Here is a 21992-nt window from a genome sequence, read left to right on the forward strand (position 1 = left end):
TTCTGCAATCGATTTAATGAAATGATAGAGCCAAAATCATGGCTAAAAAATATTTAGTGCCAGATATGACACTCTTTGCAGAGTTTTCTTTTTCCTGGTGGGCGCTTCTTAGGTTTTTTCTTGTGGCCAAAATACATAGGATCGGAATACTGTGGCTTCTTCATTAACCTGCGTTCTTTACGGTCTTGCTTAGCATTAGCCTCCATACGTTCTTCGTATTCTCGTATCTTCTTATCCATTTTTTTATTGAACATGGCGCGGTAAGACTTCTTACCTTTTTTCTTCATGTCCTTTTTTTGGATGGCACTCTGCTCCTCTGCCATAGGCGCAAAGGAGTTATCTCGCTTCTCATTTTTAGGCTCTTTTGATTGCGCCAAAGAGATGGTGCAAAAGAGTGCCACAAATGAAACAGATAGAAATAAAAAACGAGTTAGCATATTCATGTAACTCGAAATTACCGTTTTTATTGTGAATGCCTAACGGCTCTTGGCCTCCATCATGGTTTGCTGCCTGCGGTAAATCCAGGGAGGAGTTGGCTCGCTTTCATTCCATAGGCCCATTTTCTTTGCCTTAGCCCTAGATTCAAGTGTGCTAGATGCAGTAGATGCTTTACGATCAGCCCAGCCAAGACCTTCTTTCAATAGCTCTTCGTGCAATACTGTTCCATTTCTTAAGGTGATAATTGCCAGTCTGTTACCTAACCAATCTTTTCCCTTCAACTCAACCTGCACTTTTTTCTTCAGAATTAAGTCTTCAGTAAAGGCTTTTGCTTCATCGCTCAACGTTTGGCCGAACTCGGGACAATCCACTTCACTGAGCATAAATTGAATTACCTCACCGTCTTCATTCTCAATTTCAAAAGTGTTGCCATCTATTACATTTACTACCTTGCCGGTAAAGTCCTGATCGTAAGTCTGAGCGTTTGCTATTACAACCACGAGAGTAAATAAAATTGTACTGAGCGTTCTTGTCATCTGATTTCTTTTCACATACTTAGATACGGAAGTAACGTGAAAGGAAAACGCTGGATTAAGGCGTATTAGCTGATAATTAAACAGATGTAAGGTTTTCATAAAAATGGCAGAAAGTTAGAGATGCTGGATCCCCCCCCTGACTGGACGGGCAGGAAGTACGGCAAGACAATCCTTTTTAGGAACCCTTACCAAGCCTTTAAGGCTTAGTAAGAGTGCGAGAAAATAATTTGGCGTATTTTAGCTAATCATACTATTTTATAAACGTAAGCAATCCTGAGCCTGTCGAAGGATTATGGGCAGGGAATAGCTCTAGCTCACTTCTTATATGCCTTAGCCAGTTCAGGTAGCAGCTCCCATTCACCATTAATCAATGCTTCTTTCTTGGCTCTTCTCCAGCCTTTGATTTGTTTTTCAAATTCAAACGCATGGTTAACATTGCTGAAGTGTTCCGTAAAAACTAATTTGACTGGTCGCCTATAGGAAGTATAACCCCTATTTACTCCCTGTTGGTGTTCGGCTAGCCTCCTATCGATGTCATTAGTCATACCAACATAATATGAGTCATCTGCACATTGAAGTATGTAAACAGTGTAGTTTTCTTGAGTGCTCATTTAATTTTCCAAATTACCCTCCGCTGATCCTTCGACAGGCTCAGGATGGCCAGCGCTTTTGAATTTCTTTTAATAATAAATCAATGTTATTGCACCTCTAAGCTTGTCTAAGAATTAAGGTTAGTGACTGGATTACGCGCGGTTGCTATCCTGAGCTTGTCGAAGGATTATGGGCTGGATAAACAAATCTTAATTACAGTACTGCTTAATAAAATAGTCTACCTTTTTATCACCCAGTTGCTTAGCTTTGTTCCATGCCTCGCAGGCGCCTTTGGTATTTTCTAAACGGTAGAAAATATTGCCTTTTACTTTGTGATAGTTCGGATTTTCCGGGTTCAATTCAATGGCTTTGTTAATAGGTTCCATAGCTCCACCGATATTATCCTGTGAAACACGGGCATTTGCTAAACTGTAATAGGCTTCTGCATCTTCAGGACTTAATTTAATCACATGATTATAATCCGTGATGGCCTGTTCCCAATTTTCAGCTTCTTCATGCAAATACGCTCTATTATAATAGGCATCAGGATTATTTGGATCTGCCTTGATTGCATCATCTAAATCAGCCAAAGCACCTCTGGTATTTCCTAAATACAAATTAGCCCTTGATCTGTCAATGTAAATCGAAGCATCTTTTACGCCCGCTTTAATGGCTAAATCGATATCAGCAATGGCATCTGAATAATTTTCAGCCGCAATTAGGGCACGCCCTCTGTGTTGATACGTTATGCCATCTTTTTTACCACCTTCAATCGCACGGTCATAATAGGAAAGCGAGCGTAAGTACTCTTCCATACCGTAATACGATTCCGCCAGAAAGTAAATAACATCAGGGTCGGCTTCTTCAACCAACTTATCTACCGTTGACAAATCACGAACAGCCTCTTCATACTTTTCCATTTTGAAGAGCGTTTCACCTCTGTTTTGATAAGCTCTGGCATATTGAGGATCCGCCTCGATAGCTTTCCCAAAATCGGCTATAGCCACACCATAATTTTCTAGTAGTTGATGCGCTTTACCCCTGTTATTAAAAACAATTGGGTTATTCACTCCATTATTTATTGCCCCATCATAATCCTTAATGGCTTCCTGGTAATTCTTTTGTCTGAACTTGGAGTTACCTCTATGGAAATAAGCTGAGCCATAAGAGCTATTGGCAGCAATGGCTTTGTCCAATGCACTGATGGCTCCATCGAAGTTATTGCCTTCATATAAGGCATGACCAAGATTGTGATAAGCTTCAGCGTCTGATACACCCAGATCTACCGCTCTTTGAATATTATTAGCTGCACTACCAAATTGCTCCAGCCTGTATTGTGCATCACCCAAATGCCAGTAGGTTTCTGCATCAGCGGCATCCATTTGAACTGCTTTTTGAAGGTTTTCAATAGCTTTCTCATAATCTGCCCCTTGATATTGTGCGTTACCGATACCGTAGTACAACAATTTATCTTGTGAGCCTAATGATTTTGCCTGCTCTAAATCAGCTAAGGCTCCAGCATAATCCTTGGTTTTGTATTTTGAAACACCCAGATATACGTACTCTTCTTTTTCTGCTTTGCCCGAAGCTACAATTTTGTTTAAATCGGCAATAGCACCAGCATAATCTGCTATTTCATATTTGGCAGCTCCCCGGTTTCTTTGGGCTACCTGAAAGTCCGGCTTAATCTGTAATGCCTTATCAAAGTCTGCAATAGACGCCTGTGCCTGACCCAGCATCAGTTTGGCTTTACCTCGATTGTTGTAAACAAGTTCATCATTCGCGCCAGCGGCTATGGCCTGATCATAGGCTTTAATAGATGCCGTATAATCTTCCGTTCTAAACTGGGCATTACCGAGACTATAAAACACTTCCTTATCATTGGAACCTTTAGCGATAGCTTTATTCAAAGATTCAATGGCCTCGTTATAGCTCTTAATTTCATACTGACTGATACCAATTTTAGCATATAAATTGGCATTATCAACCCCTGCCAGGTTGGCTTTATTTAGGTCTGCCAATGCTTTTGCATAATCCTGCAGTTCAAACTTTGCCAAACCGCGTTTTTCGTATACTTCAGCAGTTGCTTCTCCTGCTTTTTCAGCATTATCCAAGTTAGACGCAGCATTTCCATAATCCTTTTCATCATAGGCTATCAACCCTCGGTATAAGAATACTTTGCCATCATTTACCCCTGCAGAAATAGCCTTATCTAAATAGGTTTTGGCCTCTGCCTTTTTACCAATTTGATAGTAGGATAGGGCCAACATCTTTACAATGCCTTTGTCTTCGCCAGAAGATTCTTTAGCTTTTTCAAGATCGGCAACAGCTCCATTATAATCATTGATCTGATATTTGGTAGTTCCTCTATTGAGTAATGCTCTGCCATAATCGGGTTTGATCGCTAATGCTTGATCAAAATCAGCCACAGCGGCAGAATAGTTTTCCAACATCATCTTTGCTTTGCCACGGTTGTTAAACACCACCGGGTTATCTGATTTTATTGCCACACCTTTGTCATAAGCGCCAATGGCGTTCTGATACTCCTGCTTGGTAAAATAGATGTCGCCTAGCTTTTCATACACTTCATATTCCTGACTTCCATTCGCTGAAGCCTTTTTCAAATCCTCGAAAGCACCTGCCTCATCACCTGTATTGATTCTTGCAATACCTCGATACGTGAATAGTTCTTTGTTAGGAGATGCTCCATCAATCGCCACAGTTAAAAACTCGGCAGCCTTACCATAATTTTTGGTTTGATAGGCAGCTACACCTGTCATCTCAGCAAGTGGGACAGTTGGTGTGGTGGACTCAGAAGCCTTTAATAAATAAGGATAGGCCTCTTTGTAATTTTCAGCTTTGTATAATGCAATCCCTAATTTTTCATTCAATTCAGGGTTTTCAGAACCTCTTTGTAATGCAGATTTTAAATCTGCTGTTGCGCCAGCAAAATCGCCAGCATTATATTTGGACAAACCAATACGCTCGTATATCAGCGCATCATTATTGCCACCACTTTTAATTCTCTCATAATCAGCAATAGCCTCAGTCCAGTTTTTATTGAAGTAATGTGCTTCTGCACGATTCTCTAAAGCTTTGGTATAATCAGGTTTGAGTTCTAAAGCCTTATTGAAATCAGTAATAGCTGCTGAGTATTGCTCAAGGTTTGATTTGGCCTTCCCTCGATTATTATATACTACTTCATCATCGGCCTTCAAACTAACCGCCTGATCATAGCTGCCAATAGCCTTTTGATATTCGGCATCTTTAAATTGCATATTACCCAGGTGATAGAAAGCATTGTAATCTTTTATGCCTCCCGCTACTGCTTTTTCTAAATCAGCTTTGGCTTCCGCATCTTTCTTCAATTCGATGCGCGACATACCTCTATAAAGGAATAATTGATTCGAACTGCCTCCTCCATCGATGGCTGATGAAAGTGTGGTTTCTGCTGCTGCATAATTCTTATTGAAATAATAAGCCGCACCTAATTTAGCTGGCAAATCAGCTTCAGTGACTCCTTCTCTTTGTGCCTGTTCGAAATATAAGGCTGCCTTTTTGTAGCCTTCTTTCGATGAATAGATGTTGCCTAAATAGTATTTAAGTAGACTATTTTTTGAGCCTCTTTGGACAGCGCTTTCCATATCCTTGGCGGCTTCATCATACATTTCTAAGTTGTACTCAGCAACCCCTTTATTAGCAAATACTTCTGCATCTACACCACCTGCAGCTATCACTCTATCATAATCCTCATTTGCTTTTTGCCATTCTTTCATTTCGAAATAAGCCTCAGCTCTATTGGCCAATGCCTTATCATAATCCGCTTTTAATTCCAATGCTATGGAATAATCAGCCACAGCTTCTGAAGTGTTACCCAACTTATATTGTGCTTTTCCTCGGTTGTTGAACAATACGGGATCATCCTGTTTCATAAATGCTGCCTGATTATAAGCTCCAACAGCACCTTCATAATCTTCCTTCTTGAAAAGTATGTTCCCATAATTGTAAAAGGCATCGTAGTTTTTTGCACCTTTTTGAATGGCTAATTTCAAGTCAGAAGCCGCTCCTTCTTCATTCTTGAGTTCAATTCTTGCCAAACCTCGATAAAGAAAAGTTTGGGTTTCATTATTTCCACTGTTAATTGCTTCTGTAAAGGCAGTTTCTGTGCTTGTGTAATTCTTTGAAAAGTAATAGGCCTGACCTAGTTTGGCAGCAGAAGTTTTCACTTCTAAATTAGCTCGTACAGCCTGATCAAAATAAATAGCAGCCTTTTTATAATCTTCTTTTGCAAAATAGGCTTCGCCTAAAAGAAATTTCAACTGATCATTCTTACTACCTCTTTGCATGGCACTCTCCATGCTTTTGATGGCTTCTTCGGCATTACCAGCATTATACTCGGCTATTCCTTTGCGAGCATAATTTTCAGCATCTACCAACCCTTTTTTTATGATGGCATCATAATCTGCCGTTGCTTTTTCCCAATTTTTTAACTCATAGTGAGCTTCAGCTCTGTTTTCTACTGCCTTATCATAGCCAGCGTCTTTTTGCAGGGCTTTGTCATAATCAGTGACAGCTGCAGAATAATTCTTTAATGTAGCTTTTGCCTTACCACGATTATTAAAAAGTGCTGCCTCACTAAATCCGGCTCCCTCGGCCTGATCGTAGTATTTTACAGCATCCTGATAGCTTTCTAATCGGAATTTAGCATTTGCTAAATTGTAAAACCCTGCTGCATTTTTGAATCCCATAGTGACCGCCTTTTCTAAATCGGACGCAGCACCTTGATAATCTTTCAACTCGTACTTGGTCATGCCCAAGTAACCAAACAATTCCCCAGAACTAACTTTGTTCTTTTGCGCATCGTTGAAATCTGATTGTGCCTCGTCATATTTCTTTAAATGATAATTGGCAATGCCTCGCTTTACATAGACCTCGTTATTATCAAACTTTGAGTTGATCAATTGTGAATAGTCTAAAGCCGCACCTCTGTAATCTCCTTTCTCCAGTTTATCATTGGCTTTTTGATAAATATCGTTCATCTGGTCTGCATCCTGAGCGAAGGCAGTAACAGCTAAAAAGAATGCGAAAAGTGATATATACAATCTATGTTTCATCATCATATTAAAATATTGAGGGATAGTAAAGTTATTTAAATTCTAAGAGTTAAAAAGGAGTGAATTCATTGAATTTGAAATGATTATAAAATATATGAACTGAGTTACATATTATTGTTCAACATCATTAATAGATAGCTAAAACTTACATTATGGCAGGAGGTGGATTTGGGTCGTTAGACTCAATGATTAAATCAATAAAGAACAATGCGAATCTTCTTAGAAGAAAGAGTATGTTCCAAGTGATAAAAGAAGGTGGTGATTTCAAAAAGAAAAAGCCATATGAATATAAAAAAGCAAGCAAAGAAGAGCTTGAAGGAATACGTTACAATGTCATCGAAAGCAATAAAAAGGCTTCGATAAAAAGAACAATTATTTTTACATTAACCGCGCTAATTATAAGTTTTGCTGGTTATTTTATGTTCGCTGGTCATTACAGTATTAAGGAATATGTGCCCAATGAAGAGTATTACAAAATAGAGACTCAGAGTTTAGATGATAACTCCGCCACTAGAACGATTTATTTCAGCGCAGCCTCAAAAGCCTGTGAGGAAAATCTGAAGTTTGATAAGCGGCACGGCAAAAGTCTTAGCTGGTACCCTTCTGGAGAACTTTTCCGGACTGCTAATTATCGCAGTGGTGCGTTGATGAGTGAAATATATTATTATCCATCAGGAGGAGAGATTGAAAATTTCAACGAGCGATTTGATGGTGAATACAAACAAGTCGAAATAAAAGATAAAATGATTGAATATAGTTTTTATGTTCATGATGGAGTAATCATTAATAACACCTTTGAATCTGAAAAAATAGATTAACAAAAAAAGCCTCCCGGTTGGGAGGCTTTAATGACAATTACTACGTGATGAAAAAATTAATTGCCATTTGCACCAATATCTCCTTGAGCTACAAGGGTTCCTAAATCAGCTGCACTGTTGTGTACGTTAATGTAGCCATCAAAAGCCACCAAATCTGAATAGCTTAGCATTGCACTGCCATCATCCAGTATTGTCACATTCGACTTGCTTACACCCATAGCGTTTACGCTTGTAAGAGTAACTGCAATGGCGCCAGGGGCTTCTGCAACTGATCCCAAGTGAATATGTGTTGGGTGATCACCCGCGAAAGTGGTTCCCGTCAAGTTGATTTCAACCAATGTTTCACCATTTACTCTCTCCCTAAAATCTACTGTACCAGAAACTCCAGCAACATCTACTTCATTTAGGTCATAACTCATGCTCATACCAGTCAATTCATTCTGACCGATATCTCCCTGAGCAACCAATGTAGCCAAATCATCGGCACTTAAGTGTACATTGATGTAACCATCAAAATCTAGTAAATCATCATACTTAAGCATCATACTACCATCATCCAGCATTGAAACATTGGTCTTGCTCATTCCTGTGTTGCCATCAACTATTCCCAATGTTACAGCAATGCCTCCACCTTCAGCCGCAGTATTGAAATGTATATGCGCAGGGTGCATACCTTCAGCAGGTGTGTTTTCTAATGCTAGTGTTACTAACGTCTCACCATTTACTCTCTCATAAAACATAGCTGTTCCGCTAATATTCGGGTCTGCCACGGAAGCTAATGCAAAATCTTTTGACATACCCGTCAATTCATTCTGACCAATGTCCCCTTGAGCGACTAATGTGGCTAGGTCATCTGCACTGAAATGCACATTGATGTAACCATCGAAGTCTAATAAATCATAATAAGTTAATGGATCGCCTGCATCAGTAGCTGATACTATGGTTGTACTCATACCTGTACTTCCATCAACAGAAGTTAAAGAAACAGCAATATCACCACCTTCTGCAGCCGTGTTAAAATGAATATGCGCAGGGTGAGAACCTCCATCGGGTGTACCATTAAGCATTAATTCAATAGAAGTGCTTCCATTATCCAATGCATTAAATGTTGCTGTTCCACTTATTGCCGGATCTGCAACAGATGACAGAGCAAATGTTTTTGATTGGCCTGTAGGTAATACTCCTGGGCCATCATTGTCGTCATCATCGCATGATACTAACACAAAAGCAGTTAAAGCCAACAGATAACTAATAAATCGTAAGTTTTTCATTATGTAAATCATTTTGTTTTAAATTTTGATTTACCTGACTTACGAAGTGAAGTATGTGTTTGGATTTCTGGATTCAGAAATTTTTAAACATTCCCTACCACTTGCATGGTTTCAAGGGATGGGTTAATGCTACCACCTTTAGGTTCGATGGTTACTGCAAAAGCTGCAGCACCAGCAATATTTTTCATTTTAAGAAGGCCATTTTCAAGATCGAAAACTCCGGCATCTACGGGTTTGCCGTCAATGATGGCCCAAAGCTGATATTGCTGAGATTCCGATAGCTCTTTTAAATTCTGAATACTCAGATAAACTTCTTCAGATGTTTTATTCCAATATACATGTGCTAAAGCGCCCGCTGCATTTTCAGTAGCATTTAGGGTAACTCTTTGATAAGCTGGGTTATTAATAACTTTCAGATCATTTTCAATTTGATCCAATCGCTGATTAACCACATTGTAATCTTGAGCCACTTGCTGGTTTTGAGCAATGAGTGTGCTTAGTTCACTCTCCGTATTTCTCCATTTGCCGTAATAATCAAATGCCAAATAAGAAGTTACAAGTGCAATAGTTACGGATGCTGCCACAGCATATTTTAACCAACCAGACTCCCTTTTATCATGTGTAATTTGCATAGGAGGCTGCTTGTTGTCCACAGCTTTTAAAACAGCTTCTTTAATAGCTGCATCGGGCGAAATGGCTGTCGAGAAAGCCAATTTTTCTATCGAAAGTTCAATCTTCTCTAACTCACGTTTTATTTCAGGGTGCTTTTCAGACATCGACTCAACTTCCCTTCTCTCTTCTGGAGGAAGTTCATCAAGCACATAGCTCTCTAGTATACCGGACGATATGTATTCTTCTATATTCACTCTACCCTTAAAATTGATCGTAAACTTTTTAAAGCCATTCTAAGTCGTGTTTTAACCGTTCCTAATGGTATGCCGGTTTCTTCCGTAATTTCTGATTGGGTATACCCCTTAAAATAAACGAATTCAAGAATATTTCTTTCTTCCTCTCTCAGGTTATTCATCAGTTCTTTAACCCCACTGCCATCTATGCTTTGATGTATTAAATTTCCGGACTCTACATTATATACGTTATCAGCCAGGTCATCAGTTTTCTGAACTTTCTTAATTTCTTTGGAACGTAATTTATCAATAGCCAGATTTCGAGCAAGATTCAGCATCCAGGTAAATAATCTGCCTTTTGATGAGTCAAAACTGTCGATCTTGTCCCAATACTTCATAAAGGCATCCTGCAACACTTCTTTCGCTACATCTTCATCACCCAATATTCTTAAAACATTACCATAAATAGCTGCTGAATAATGATCATACAAATACGCCAAGGCAGATTTGTCACGCTGTTTCAACAAATTGACAATTTGATTCTGCTCTAAAACTCCTGTAATTCCTGGCGACATAAAGTTCGAAGATACTTAAGATTACTACTCATAACAGGTTTTTATACGATTAGTTAATCTGGATTTAGATGATTGTAAATTTCAATTTTAATAATCGGCATTATTTTATAGCTTGAAATAAATAAACTACTATGCAAACAATTCTTGGAGCCGGAGGCTCAATTGGTATTGAATTAGCCAAAGTGCTGCCCGATTACACCGATAAAATTAGATTGGTGAGTAGAAATCCAACAAAAGTGAATGAAACGGATGAGCTTTTTGCTGGCAGTCTTTTAAATAAAGATGAAGTTTTAAATGCCGTAGAAGGCTCAGACGTTGTCTACCTCACTGCCGGATTAAAATATAGAATTAACATTTGGAAAGCACAGTGGCCTGTGATTATGCAAAATGTGATTGAAGCATGCAAAACACATAAATCAAAATTGGTATTTTTCGATAATGTATACATGTATGACAGAAATGAGCTCAATCACATGACGGAGAAAACTTCAGTAAGACCGAGCAGTGAAAAAGGTATTGTGAGGCAGCAAATTGCTAAATTACTCATGGAAGCAGTCGAAAAAGGAGAAATTCAAGGGTTGATTGCTCGCTCAGCTGATTTTATTGGGCCAAAGAACAGTGTACCTACAGAAATTATCGCTAAGAATTTAATGAAAGGCAAATCTGCTCAATGGATGGCTTCCTTGGATAAAATTCATTCATTAACTGATACCTACGATGCCGGAAAAGGCACTGCGATGTTAGGCAACTCCAACACGGCCTATAATCAGGTTTGGCATTTACCTACTGATGCCACGCCTCTTACCGCTCAGGGCTGGGTAGATTTATTTGCTATGGAATTGAATGCTAAACCAAAATGCACAGTGCTACCTATCTGGTTGATGGGAATTTTAGGTTTATTCAACGGAGATATTAAAGAATTAAAAGAAATGGCCTATCAGTACGATAGAGATTATTATTTCGATAGCACTAAATTCTGTCAGCGATTTGAATACAAACCATCCACTCCAGAGGCTTCTGTAAAAAGAGTGTGCGATTGCCTTTCTAATAAAGAATGAAGGTAGCTCTTGTTCCAACATATTCACACATTTTTGATGGCCCTTCTATTCCTATTACAAAGTTATTAGATGGTATTTCCAAAGAATTACTTTTAAATACTGTAACAGTAATTAATGCTGAACTTTTTTCGACTAATGACCATCCCACATCACAAATTAACATTCTTAAGTTTTTATTAAGGCGTCAAAATGCAGAATTAAAAATATCCATATTTGAAAAAATAGCTGATTTCTATTTAAATCATAACCGAAAAGATTTTGCTATTTTTTCACCTCACATCACTCTGGAATTTCTTCATCATGTTCTCATTGAAATGCCAAATATCAATTCATTAGATGACACCACTCCATTACAAGAATTAAATTTTTTCAAAGCTTACCTCATTTATTCAGAAGGCATTATTGACAGAACAATAATTACAACAAGTCCTGTCGATCCACTTGATTTTTTTCAAAGAAACATATGGCCAATCTTTATAAGTCAACTCGAAATAAATCACTATTCAAATTTTTTAACGTCAATAATAAAGGCAAAATGCCTTTTTGATTTTTTGCAACATCAGTCACCTTTCAATGAATTTGTTGAAAGGTTTATAAAAACAAATGAGGTCGAAAATACTTGGTCTTATTTCGTGGTTTTGATTAATGCACTTAACAATGGAATCAACTCTAATAAGACGGAGTTAGGGTTAAACCCGTTTTATATTAAAGTTGATAATGAAATAAATTTATTCGAAGATCTTTGTTTTGATCATACTTCATATTCTGAACATTTCAAGCTAGGTAAGGATAACTATAAAGGATTTAAAGAAAAGCCTTTAGTAAAATACGCACCCAAAACCTATCTTGTCATCCACTGGAATTTGTTAGCAGGTAAGCTTTATGGTTCCTTAATCTTTGACTTTTTTAAGAAAACTGGAATATATAATCACCCTCGGTTTAAGAATGAAAAAAATCCTTTTCTATCTTTCAAACAATATATAGGCTCAAATTTTATTGAGAATTACATCTTTCGAAAAGTAATTTCATCGATTTTTAAAAAACGACATGCCATTGTGAGATTTGACGATTCTAATAATGATGGATTTCCTGATGCATATGTTAGAGTTGGTAATCGAATATTTTTATTCGAAATTAAAGATGCTCTTTTTCCATCAAAAGGAATTGAGTCCAATGACTATTCAATAATCAAAAATAAAATTGATGAAAAATACAATTCCAAACGAAAAGGAATAAGTCAATTAATTAAACAAATAAGAAATCTAGAATCAAACTCTTTTGAAGATAAATCTTTTAATGATCTAAATATTAAGAAAAGGAACCTCATAATTTATCCTATAATAATTTACACTGATATTTATTTCAGTATGCCAGGAGTATCTCTCTATCTCCAGAATGAATTTAAGAAAAGAGTTAAAATTGAAAGCTTTGCTCAATTCAAAAATATTAAGAGCCTCTCTTTTTTCAACCTCGATTTCCTAATTGAAAATCTAGATTTACTCACTATAAAAAGATTTGAATTAGATAAAATAATAGACTATGTATCCAAACAGGTAATCATCAGGGGTAAAAAATATTATAAGAATCGAATACCTAATGATTTGCACTTATGGAATGACAATTTTGAAGCAATTGCATCAAATAAACTTACATCAGACCAGTTATCTAGAGATTATGTTAACTATGTTTTTAAAGAGTTGGAATTGAAATAAATAATTGATTAAAAATAAAAAAGCGCTGATAAACCAGCGCCTTCAATTTATTACTCAAATCGTTTTAAATATGAATTACTTCATCATAAGCAGCTGCGGCTGCTTCCATCACTGCCTCAGACATAGTTGGGTGAGGATGAACAGTTTTGATTAGCTCATGACCGGTTGTTTCCAGTTTTCTGATGGCCACAATTTCAGCAATCATTTCTGTAACGTTTGCTCCAATCATGTGTGCTCCTAATAACTCGCCATATTTAGCGTCAAAGATTAATTTCACGAATCCATCTTTTGCACCTGCAGCACTTGCCTTACCAGAAGCTGAGAATGGGAATTTACCCACTTTCACTTCGTAGCCGGCTTCTTTGGCTTTAGCCTCAGTATAACCAACAGAAGCAATCTCAGGACTGCAATAGGTACATCCAGGGATATTATTATAATCTAGTGGCTCAGGATTTTCGCCAGCTATTTTCTCCACACAAATAATACCTTCTGCAGAAGCAACGTGTGCTAAGGCCGGACCGTGAACAATATCGCCTATGGCGTAAATACCAGGCATGTTGGTTTTGTAGTAGTCATCAACAACTACTTTTCCTTTATCTGTTGCAACACCAACATCCTCTAACCCTATATTTTCAAGGTTGGTGCTAACTCCAACTGCAGATAATACCACATCGCAATCCAATTGCTCTTCACCTTTTTTTGTTTTAACAGTTACTTTGCAACCACTACCTTTTGTATCAACTTTAGTTACTTCAGAGCTAGTCATAATTTTCATTCCAGCTTTCTTGAATGTTCTTTCTAATTGCTTAGAAACTTCTTCATCCTCCACTGGAACTATTCTATCCATAAATTCAACGATGGTCACCTCTGTACCCATTGCGTTGTAGAAGTAGGCAAACTCAACTCCAATAGCACCAGAACCAACAATCACCATTTTTTTAGGTGCTTTGTCTAATACCATTGCCTGTCTGTAACCAATGATTTTCTTGTTATCGATAGGCATTGAAGGCAATTCTCTTGATCTTCCTCCGGTAGCTACGATTATATGATTAGCAGCATAAGTTTCCTTCTTGCCTTTATCATCTTCCACCTCTACTTTCTTACCGGACTTCAACTTACCGTAACCCATGATCACATCGATCTTATTCTTCTTCATTAAAAACTGAACGCCTTTACTCATTCCTTCCGCAACGCCTCTACTTCTTTTTACAACACCGGCAAAATCAACATCCGCACCTTTTACTTTGATGCCGTAATCTTCAGCATGCTGTATGTATTCGAATACATTGGCACTTTTTAACAACGCTTTTGTTGGAATACAACCCCAATTTAAGCAGATGCCTCCTAGTGACTCTTTCTCCACTACCGCTACTTTCATTCCTAATTGTGAAGCTCTAATTGCTGCCACATAGCCACCGGGGCCAGTTCCTAAAACAATAAGATCATATGAATTCGCCATGTTATATCTTGTTTATTATGTTCTTGATTTATGGGATGGCAAATTTAATGTAAATGGTTTTAGAAAAAAATTACACTGTCACATTGAGCATGCCTGCCTGACATTAAAGTTGGGTCGAAATGCAAAAGTGTAAGGATATGCTTCAACAAGCAGGGCATGACTGAAAAAATAACTTTGCCATAGCCAATAGTTTTATTTTCTTTGAGGGTTCAAATCAATATAAGATGAAACTACTAGAAGGAAAAACTGCGTTAATTACAGGCGCCTCGAAAGGAATTGGTAAAGCAATTGCTCAAAAATTTGCTGAACAAGGTGCCAATATTGCATTCACATATTTATCAAGTGTAGAAAAAGGTCAGGCTTTGGAGAAAGAATTGGCTTCTGCTGGAATTAAAGCCAAAGGCTATAGAAGCGATGCTTCAGATTATAATGCCGCGCAAGAGCTAATAGATAGCGTTGTATCTGATTTTGGTTCATTAGATATTTTGGTGAACAATGCCGGTATCACTAAAGATAACCTCTTACTAAGATTAAATGAAGCAGATTGGGATGATGTGATCAATATCAACTTAAAGTCTTGTTTCAACACAGTAAAGGCAGCAACCAAAACAATGATGAAGCAACGTGGTGGATCTATCATCAACATGACTTCAGTAGTTGGACTAAAAGGTAATGCGGGCCAGTCCAATTATGCTGCATCAAAAGCTGGTATTTTAGGCTTTACTAAGTCGGTGGCTCTAGAGTTAGGATCTAGAGGCATTCGTTCTAATGCCATCGCTCCTGGTTTCATCGAAACTGAAATGACAGAGGTTTTAGACGAAAAAACAGTTCAAGGCTGGAGAGATGCTATTCCATTGAAACGAGGTGGAAGCCCGGAAGATGTTGCCAATGCCTGTGTTTTCTTAGGTTCTGATATGTCTGCGTACATTACCGGCCAAACTATTCAGGTTGATGGTGGAATGTTGACTTAATACTATTTAAAAGCCTTTTGAAAATGTAGCTGTCACCCTGAACTTCCTGCCCGTACATTCAGGCGGGGATTCAGGGTCTCTTCGATTTGACTACCTCAGAAGAATGAGATTCCAAATCAAGTTTGGAATGACGAAGGTTTTTTTTTGAAAAGGCTTTTTGATTTTCTATTCCTACCTTTAACCCATGCGGTTAATTTCCCATCCTGTACTTTGTAACTACTATATTACCTATCGCTGCAATGCCAAATGTGGCTTTTGTGATATCTGGGAGAAACCCTCGCCCTACATTACGCTTGAGAATTTTGAAGAGAATCTTACTCATCTGAAAAAACTGGGCGCAAAAGTCATTGATCTAACAGGTGGTGAACCATTATTACACAGGGAAATCGATCAACTCCTAAAACTGGCTAAAGAAAAAGGGTTTATTACAACACTCACTACCAACGGCCTCCTATATCCAAAATGGGCAGCAAGGCTAAAAGAATTAGTGGATATGCTTCATTTTTCACTTGATTCACCTCACAAAGAAGAACATAATAATTCCCGCGGAGTGGATTGCTTCGATCATGTGATGGAGTCTATTCGAATAGCAAAAAGTTTAGGTGAAAGGCCGGATATTCTATTTACTGTTTTTGAAGAGAATGTGGATCAGATAGAAACGGTTTATAAAAACATATGCGAACCAAATAACCTTGTACTCATTCTCAATCCTGTGTTTGATTATAATAATGTTGATACTGGCCAATCATTAAGTGAGGATACACTAGAGAAATTATCAAATTGGGGAAAAAAGAAGAATGTTTATCTCAATGAAGCATTTATTACCCTTAGAAAAGATGGCGGTAATCATGTTACTAATCCCGTTTGCAAGGCTGCCAGCAGTACTATAGTAATCTCACCAGAAAATGAATTGGTTTTACCATGTTATCATCTTGGTTTAAAGGCTTTTAAAATAGAAAACGATTTAAGTGAGCTATACAGCTCTGAAGAGGTACAAAAATTAGTGGCGTTGGAAGGTAAACTTCCCGAATGCGAAGGCTGTACTATCAATTGCTACATGCAACCTTCTTTTGCAGTTGAAATGAACAAATACTTTTGGAAGGCTCTGCCGAGTACGATCAAATACAATCGCCTCAAAGGCACTTGGAGGGCATTGATTTAATTATATTTTAGGACGTCATGTCGACAGCAGGAGACATCTTACTAAATGATTTTGTCGATACTAACTTAGTAAGATCCCTCGTTTCCTCGGGATGACCGATCCTACCCAATAGTTTTGCAATTCTTACTAACACCCTGTAGTTTCACCATTCTAAAATTTTGAACTATGAGAATTCTTGTTGCAGGACTCCTTATTTGGTCATTCAATGCAGTTGCGCAAAACAAAACATTAACTCACGATGATTTCGATCGCTGGAATCAAATACCCTCTTCACAGATCAGTCGGGATGGAGAATTGATAGTTTACGAATTACAACCTGGAAAAGGCGATGGTTCCTTACATATTGCTTCACCTAATGGTAAAAATTTACTGGATGTACCCCGTGGTGAAGGAGCCAAAATCTCATGGGATTCGAAATATGTAGTCTTCAAAATAAAGCCACAATACAACAAAGTAATTGAGCTTAGAAGAAAGAAAACGGATGAAGATAAAATGCCGAAAGATTCCATCGGAATTTATGATGTGGCTAAAAAAGAGCTAACTAAAATAGCTCGGGTAAGAGGTTTTGATTTACCAAAAGAATCGACAGGAATGCTAGCCTATTACCTGGAAGAAGCATTACCCGCAAAAGATGATAAATCGGATACCACCAAAAAGAAAGAAAAGCCAAAGCCTTCCAAAGCAGTTAGTAAAGACAATGGCTTTCATCTGGTTATAAGAAGCCTTCGCTCAGGCACTCAGGATACGCTTGAATATATTACAGACCACCAATTAGCTAAGCGTAGCAATAACTTTATCTACCATACATCAGGTAAAGATTCAACCATATTGGAAGGCGTGTATTACTACGATTTGGCCAATAAAACGAGCCGACCATTATGCAGAACTAAAGGAAAATACAAGCAATTAGCGATTGCGGAAGATGGTTTGCAAGTAGCTTTTTTATCTGATTTAGATACAACCAAAGCCTTAATTAGGGATTTTGAATTGCGCCATTGGAATATGGGCAAAGATTCCGCTATGGTTATTGCCAAAAAAGGCACGGAAGGCATCCATTCAGACTGGCTCGTGAGTGAACATGGTAAATTAAATTTCTCAGAAAGTGGTAGCCGACTGTTTTTCGGTACTGCCCCCGCTCCTGCTATTCAGGACACTACTTTACTGCCTGAAGAAATCATTCATGTAGAGGTTTGGAACTATAAAAACTCAAGATTACATACTCAGCAAAATATGGAGCTGGATGATGATAAAAAGAAATCATACCTGGCCTATTTCGATACGCTAGGGGAGAAAATTATCCAATTAGGAACCAAAGAAATTCCTGACGTAAGTGTCGCCAACCATGGCGAGTCGGAATATGCTTTGGGCTCATCATATTTGCCCTATTTAAAAAATATTTCATGGGATGGTTTTCCGTTGCGTTATGATATCTATTCGATCAATGTGGCTACCGGAAAAGCCAAATTAGCTAAAAAGGATCTTCTGGGTGATCCTGGGTTATCTGCAGAAGGTAATTACTTGTATTGGTTTAATGCTGCCGATACTACATGGAACAGTTACCACAATGAATCGGGTAAATCATATGTGCTTACTAAAGACATTCCAGTCACTTTGGCTGACGAAGAAAATGATTACCCAAATTATCCTGATCAATATGGAGCTGCCGGCTGGACACAAGGTGACCAACATTTTCTGGTGTACGACCGATTTGATATTTGGAAAATAGACCCTCAAAATAATGCTCAACCCGTAAATATTACGAATGGAAGAGCAAGCCACATTGAATATCGATTTGAAGATTTAGATACAGATGAGACCGCCATCGACCCATCAACTATGGTACTTCATACATTCAACGAAAGCTCAAAAGATGAAGGTTATGCCATTATGAAAAACTTTGAAGCACCAAAGCAAGCCATTCAAAAAGCGGCCAAATTCACCAATTTAAAAAAAGCAGAAAATGCCGAAACGCTTACTTATCAAATGGAAAACCACCAAGTGTTTGGTAATATCTCTGCTACCAATCTGTCTTTCAAAAAACCTGTGCAGATTAGTGATGCTAACCCTCAGCAAAAAGATTATGCATGGGGCACCGTTGAAATGGTGAGCTGGACGTCATTAGACGGAAGACCACTCGATGGCATCCTGTACAAACCTGCCAATTTCGACCCAAATAAGAAGTACCCAATGATTGTCAATTTCTATCGTTTGAGCTCAGACGATTTGCATGACCATTGGGGAGTGAAACCGCACAGATCGACAGTAAATGCAGCCTTTTATGCAAACAGAGGCTATTTAGTGTTCAATCCTGATGTGAAATATAAAACGGGTTATCCAGGAGAAAGTGCTTTTAATTGTGTGGTGTCTGGTACCACTCACATGATAGATCAGGGTTTTGTTGATAAAGATAAAATCGGACTGCAAGGCCATAGCTGGGGTGGCTATCAGATTGCCTATTTAATTACCCAGACAGATTTATTTGCCTGTGCCGAAGCTGGTGCTGTAGTTTCCAATATGATCAGTGCTTATGGAGGCATTAGATGGTGGACAGGCTTAAGCCGTATGTTCCAGTATGAGCATGGGCAAAGTCGTATTGGTGCCACATTATGGGAAAAACCGAGCCTATATATTGAAAACTCACCCATTTTTTATGCTGACAAAGTAAACACCCCATTATTGTTGATGCACAACGATTCTGACGGGCATGTGCCGTGGTACCAGGGAATTGAATATTATGTGGCGCTAAGAAGATTAAACAAACCGGTTTGGATGTTGAATTATAAAGGCGAGCCACACTGGCCAACTAAATGGGAAAACAAACGTGACTTCAACATTCGTATGAACCAGTTTTTCGATCATTACCTAATGGATAAACCCATGCCTGAATGGATGGCTGAAGGTATTCCTGCTACTGAAGTGGGGATTAATAAGGGGTTGGAGTTGGTGGAGGAATAGGATTATGACTATTAAAGTTAGCAAAGATGAGTTGCAACTTATTGAGCAAATAGTTGACGTTAAACAACAGTTCTATATAGCTGATCATTCCTCTGAGCAATTTGTAAAACTTTCTTTTCAAAGCCTTGATAGAGCATTAGAATTGGATGACTTAGTTAAAGTTAAATTACAGACTGAGGGCTTCGATGAAAAGTACAAACCAAATGAAGTTGGCAGAATTTGCGAAAGTATAATTGATAAACTTCATAATATTTTAAATCAATAATAATTCTTATGTGACTCTTATGTGACTCTTATGTGACTAAATGAATTAAATGAGCTACTATTGCCCTCAAAATGATTATTTCTATGTGACTTATGGATAAGCAAGAGTTGAATGTGTTGTTAAGTGAATTGAGGGCATTCCCTAGTGAAACTGAATGGATCGAGTTTAAAACAAACAATAATCAAGAAATTGGAGAATATATTTCTGCTTTATCCAATTCAGCGTGCATTCATGATAAATCTTATGGTTATCTAATATTCGGAGTTGAAGACAAAACACACAGAGTAGTTGGAACTCAATTTGATATTAATTCAAAAGCCAAAGGAAATGAAGATTTAGTTCCTTGGCTTTCTCGATTACTTAATCCAAGAATTCATTTCGAACATTACACATTAGAACATACTGAAGGTAGAGTAGTAATAATAAAAATTAAAGCAACAAAAAATACTCCTGTCACTTTCCAAGGAAATGCGTATGTGAGAATTGGTTCTTATAAAAAGAAATTATCAGAATATCCTGAAAAAGAAAGACTCATCTGGACTAAAGAACCTCCTGTACAATTCGAAAATGAAATCGCCAAGGATAACTTAAGGGTCGATGAAGTACTGAAACTATTGGACTACCCATCATACTTTGATATGATGAATCTTTCTTTGCCGTCAGATAAAAATGGTATTGTAGAAAAACTCATCCAGGAGAACTTAATAATAAAAAATAGCAGTAACTATTCAATTACTAACCTAGGAGCTATTCTATTCGCAAAAGAAATAGAACAATTTGAAACACTAGAAAGAAAATCAGTCAGGGTAATAATTTATGATGGCAAAAATAAAAGGAAAACTATCAAAGAACAGTCAGGTAAGAAAGGTTATGCTGTGGGATTTGAAGGGTTAGTCAATTACATTGACGATCAACTTCCTTCTAACGAGATAATTGACAGTGCACTTCGCAAAGAAGTTAAAATGTTCCCAAAATTAGCATTGAGAGAATTAATTGCTAATGCTATTATTCACCAAGATTTTAGAGAACGAGGTACAGGCCCAATGATTGAGCTTTTTTCAGATAGAATTGAAATTTCTAATCCAGGGAAGCCTCTTATTAATACTTTAAGATTTGTTGATCATAATCCACAATCAAGAAATGAAAGACTTGCTCATTTTATGAGGCGTCTAAATATCTGTGAAGAACGTGGAAGTGGCATTGATAAAGTACTGTTCGAATGTGAGTTTTTTCAATTACCTGCCCCAAAATTTATAGAAGGTGAAAATTATACTAGAATCATCTTGTATTCGTATAAGACACTTCGTCAAATGGATAAGGAAGATAAAATTAGAGCAACCTACTTACATTCATGCTTGAAAGTTGTTTCTGGAGAAATTATGACCAACCAATCACTAAGAGATCGTTTTGGCATAGAAGAAAAAAACTACTCTATGGCTTCGAGAATTATAGCAGAAACATTAAAATCAGAATTAATTAAGGACTATGATCCAGAAAGTAGTTCAAAAAAACATGCTAAGTATCTCCCCTTTTGGGCATAATAATTAAAGAATTGCTTATGTGACTAAGGGTCGACAAAACAGTGATAAAATCTTTATAACTACAGTTTTTAATGTGATTGAAATATCTAACGATAATTACTTTGTGAATAAATTCAAATCAATATTTGGAAACCTAAAATTCCGTCATTACGTTTACACCATCAATTCGATAAGCTCATCTGAGCAAATCGATTTATAAAGAAGCGTGGAGAGACAGGCTCAAAGAAGCGCTAGCAACCATCTCCCGATAGCTATCGGGAACAAGAAAGGTGCTAAATCCTGATCCCAAGAACGTTTGCCGAGTGGCCGACAAGGGAGAATATAAATTGATAATAATGAAAAGATCAATTCAACACCAAACAGGATTACTTGCCACATTTCAAAGAAGCCTTAACTCTTTGATGCAATCTCCTATTTCTATGATGCGCAACATGCGTATGGCCAACTCTATGGCTTGCTGTTGTTGCTGTTGCTGCCTGACCGACTAACTGGCGGTTTGCTAAGACAGCCATCGCCCTTAGGGTGAATTTCGATTAGTTTACTTTCTTCTTCAATGAAATTGTCATTCTGGACTCCCGCCTAAAAGTCGTGCAGGCATTTCAGATTCTAAATTCATTAATCTCGAGACCCTGAATCAAGTTCAGGGTGACAGTATGGAAGTAGTTCTCGTCCAAATCCTCG

General features: G+C 37.7%; 16 protein-coding genes and 1 riboswitch. Of the genes, 8 read left to right on the forward strand and 8 right to left on the reverse strand.

Annotated features, from left to right (window positions below; all coding sequences use genetic code 11):
• Positions 1–53: 53 nt before the first annotated feature.
• From RLO81_RS07100 to RLO81_RS07115, 4 genes are all read right to left on the reverse strand, one after another.
• Positions 54–443, reverse strand: a complete 390-nt coding sequence (locus tag RLO81_RS07100) for a hypothetical protein (RefSeq protein WP_350109264.1) — start codon at positions 441–443, stop codon at positions 54–56.
• A 33-nt stretch (positions 444–476) separates the two neighbouring features.
• On the reverse strand, positions 477–1073 hold the full coding sequence (locus RLO81_RS07105; protein WP_350109267.1) for a thermonuclease family protein: 597 nt from the start codon (positions 1071–1073) through the stop codon (positions 477–479).
• Between the two features lie 215 nt (positions 1074–1288).
• The gene (locus tag RLO81_RS07110) at positions 1289–1585 is read right to left on the reverse strand and encodes a GIY-YIG nuclease family protein (RefSeq protein WP_350109272.1); all 297 of its coding nucleotides are present in this window, start codon (positions 1583–1585) and stop codon (positions 1289–1291) included.
• A 189-nt stretch (positions 1586–1774) separates the two neighbouring features.
• On the reverse strand, positions 1775–6682 hold the full coding sequence (locus RLO81_RS07115) for a tetratricopeptide repeat protein (protein ID WP_350109275.1): 4908 nt from the start codon (positions 6680–6682) through the stop codon (positions 1775–1777).
• A gap of 149 nt (positions 6683–6831) precedes the next feature.
• On the opposite strand from RLO81_RS07115, the gene RLO81_RS07120 reads away from it, so the two are divergent.
• The gene (locus tag RLO81_RS07120; RefSeq protein WP_350109278.1) at positions 6832–7497 is read left to right on the forward strand and encodes a toxin-antitoxin system YwqK family antitoxin; all 666 of its coding nucleotides are present in this window, start codon (positions 6832–6834) and stop codon (positions 7495–7497) included.
• Between the two features lie 56 nt (positions 7498–7553).
• On the opposite strand, the gene RLO81_RS07125 is transcribed toward RLO81_RS07120, so the two are convergent.
• From RLO81_RS07125 to RLO81_RS07135, 3 genes are all read right to left on the reverse strand, one after another.
• Positions 7554–8768, reverse strand: a complete 1215-nt coding sequence (locus tag RLO81_RS07125; protein ID WP_350109281.1) for a CHRD domain-containing protein — start codon at positions 8766–8768, stop codon at positions 7554–7556.
• Between the two features lie 83 nt (positions 8769–8851).
• Positions 8852–9634: an anti-sigma factor gene (locus RLO81_RS07130; protein WP_350109284.1), complete on the reverse strand. Its 783-nt coding sequence runs from the start codon at positions 9632–9634 to the stop codon at positions 8852–8854.
• Complete coding sequence (locus RLO81_RS07135) at positions 9631–10188, reverse strand: RNA polymerase sigma factor (protein ID WP_350109287.1); 558 nt, start codon at positions 10186–10188, stop codon at positions 9631–9633. Before RLO81_RS07135 ends, RLO81_RS07130 begins: the two co-directional genes overlap by 4 nt.
• A 131-nt stretch (positions 10189–10319) precedes the next feature.
• On the opposite strand from RLO81_RS07135, the gene RLO81_RS07140 reads away from it, so the two are divergent.
• Both RLO81_RS07140 and RLO81_RS07145 read left to right on the forward strand, forming a co-directional pair.
• Positions 10320–11246 (forward strand): NAD-dependent epimerase/dehydratase family protein, encoded by a 927-nt coding sequence (locus tag RLO81_RS07140; protein WP_350109290.1) that lies wholly within the window; start codon positions 10320–10322, stop codon positions 11244–11246.
• Positions 11243–12958 (forward strand): hypothetical protein, encoded by a 1716-nt coding sequence (locus RLO81_RS07145; protein WP_350109293.1) that lies wholly within the window; start codon positions 11243–11245, stop codon positions 12956–12958. The genes RLO81_RS07140 and RLO81_RS07145 overlap by 4 nt, the downstream gene beginning before the upstream one ends.
• A 64-nt stretch (positions 12959–13022) precedes the next feature.
• Here the strand turns inward: RLO81_RS07145 and lpdA are convergent, their stop codons facing one another.
• The gene (lpdA, locus tag RLO81_RS07150) at positions 13023–14417 is read right to left on the reverse strand and encodes a dihydrolipoyl dehydrogenase (RefSeq protein ID WP_350109296.1); all 1395 of its coding nucleotides are present in this window, start codon (positions 14415–14417) and stop codon (positions 13023–13025) included.
• A 224-nt stretch (positions 14418–14641) separates the two neighbouring features.
• Between lpdA and fabG the strand changes: the two genes are divergently transcribed.
• The 5 genes from fabG to RLO81_RS07175 all read left to right on the forward strand — a co-directional run bounded on the left by fabG (position 14642) and on the right by RLO81_RS07175 (position 21311).
• Entirely contained in the window at positions 14642–15388 is a 747-nt protein-coding gene (gene fabG, locus RLO81_RS07155; protein ID WP_350109299.1) for a 3-oxoacyl-[acyl-carrier-protein] reductase, read from the forward strand.
• 184 nt (positions 15389–15572) lie between these two features.
• On the forward strand, positions 15573–16550 hold the full coding sequence (locus tag RLO81_RS07160; protein WP_350109302.1) for a radical SAM protein: 978 nt from the start codon (positions 15573–15575) through the stop codon (positions 16548–16550).
• Between the two features lie 165 nt (positions 16551–16715).
• Positions 16716–19505 (forward strand): alpha/beta hydrolase family protein, encoded by a 2790-nt coding sequence (locus tag RLO81_RS07165; RefSeq protein WP_350109304.1) that lies wholly within the window; start codon positions 16716–16718, stop codon positions 19503–19505.
• 4 nt (positions 19506–19509) lie between these two features.
• Positions 19510–19770 (forward strand): hypothetical protein, encoded by a 261-nt coding sequence (locus RLO81_RS07170; protein WP_350109307.1) that lies wholly within the window; start codon positions 19510–19512, stop codon positions 19768–19770.
• Between the two features lie 92 nt (positions 19771–19862).
• The gene (locus RLO81_RS07175; protein WP_350109310.1) at positions 19863–21311 is read left to right on the forward strand and encodes an ATP-binding protein; all 1449 of its coding nucleotides are present in this window, start codon (positions 19863–19865) and stop codon (positions 21309–21311) included.
• Positions 21312–21501: 190 nt separating this feature from the next.
• A riboswitch (SAM riboswitch) is annotated at positions 21502–21639 on the forward strand.
• Positions 21640–21992 lie beyond the last annotated feature (353 nt).

It is taken from the genome of Fulvivirga sp. (genome assembly GCF_040220315.1).
GTDB lineage: Bacteria > Bacteroidota > Bacteroidia > Cytophagales > Cyclobacteriaceae > Fulvivirga.

What these genes read in the sequence shown, in the direction of transcription:
- RLO81_RS07100 (WP_350109264.1), bottom strand. Translation starts at nt 443, where the DNA reads ATGAATATGCTAACTCGTTTTTTATTTCTATCTGTTTCATTTGTGGCA.
- RLO81_RS07105 (WP_350109267.1), bottom strand. Translation starts at nt 1,073, where the DNA reads ATGAAAACCTTACATCTGTTTAATTATCAGCTAATACGCCTTAATCCA.
- RLO81_RS07110 (WP_350109272.1), bottom strand. Translation starts at nt 1,585, where the DNA reads ATGAGCACTCAAGAAAACTACACTGTTTACATACTTCAATGTGCAGAT.
- RLO81_RS07115 (WP_350109275.1), bottom strand. Translation starts at nt 6,682, where the DNA reads ATGATGAAACATAGATTGTATATATCACTTTTCGCATTCTTTTTAGCT.
- RLO81_RS07120 (WP_350109278.1), top strand. Translation starts at nt 6,832, where the DNA reads ATGGCAGGAGGTGGATTTGGGTCGTTAGACTCAATGATTAAATCAATA.
- RLO81_RS07125 (WP_350109281.1), bottom strand. Translation starts at nt 8,768, where the DNA reads ATGAAAAACTTACGATTTATTAGTTATCTGTTGGCTTTAACTGCTTTT.
- RLO81_RS07135 (WP_350109287.1), bottom strand. Translation starts at nt 10,188, where the DNA reads ATGTCGCCAGGAATTACAGGAGTTTTAGAGCAGAATCAAATTGTCAAT.
- RLO81_RS07140 (WP_350109290.1), top strand. Translation starts at nt 10,320, where the DNA reads ATGCAAACAATTCTTGGAGCCGGAGGCTCAATTGGTATTGAATTAGCC.
- RLO81_RS07145 (WP_350109293.1), top strand. Translation starts at nt 11,243, where the DNA reads ATGAAGGTAGCTCTTGTTCCAACATATTCACACATTTTTGATGGCCCT.
- lpdA (WP_350109296.1), bottom strand. Translation starts at nt 14,417, where the DNA reads ATGGCGAATTCATATGATCTTATTGTTTTAGGAACTGGCCCCGGTGGC.
- fabG (WP_350109299.1), top strand. Translation starts at nt 14,642, where the DNA reads ATGAAACTACTAGAAGGAAAAACTGCGTTAATTACAGGCGCCTCGAAA.
- RLO81_RS07160 (WP_350109302.1), top strand. Translation starts at nt 15,573, where the DNA reads ATGCGGTTAATTTCCCATCCTGTACTTTGTAACTACTATATTACCTAT.
- RLO81_RS07165 (WP_350109304.1), top strand. Translation starts at nt 16,716, where the DNA reads ATGAGAATTCTTGTTGCAGGACTCCTTATTTGGTCATTCAATGCAGTT.
- RLO81_RS07170 (WP_350109307.1), top strand. Translation starts at nt 19,510, where the DNA reads ATGACTATTAAAGTTAGCAAAGATGAGTTGCAACTTATTGAGCAAATA.
- RLO81_RS07175 (WP_350109310.1), top strand. Translation starts at nt 19,863, where the DNA reads ATGGATAAGCAAGAGTTGAATGTGTTGTTAAGTGAATTGAGGGCATTC.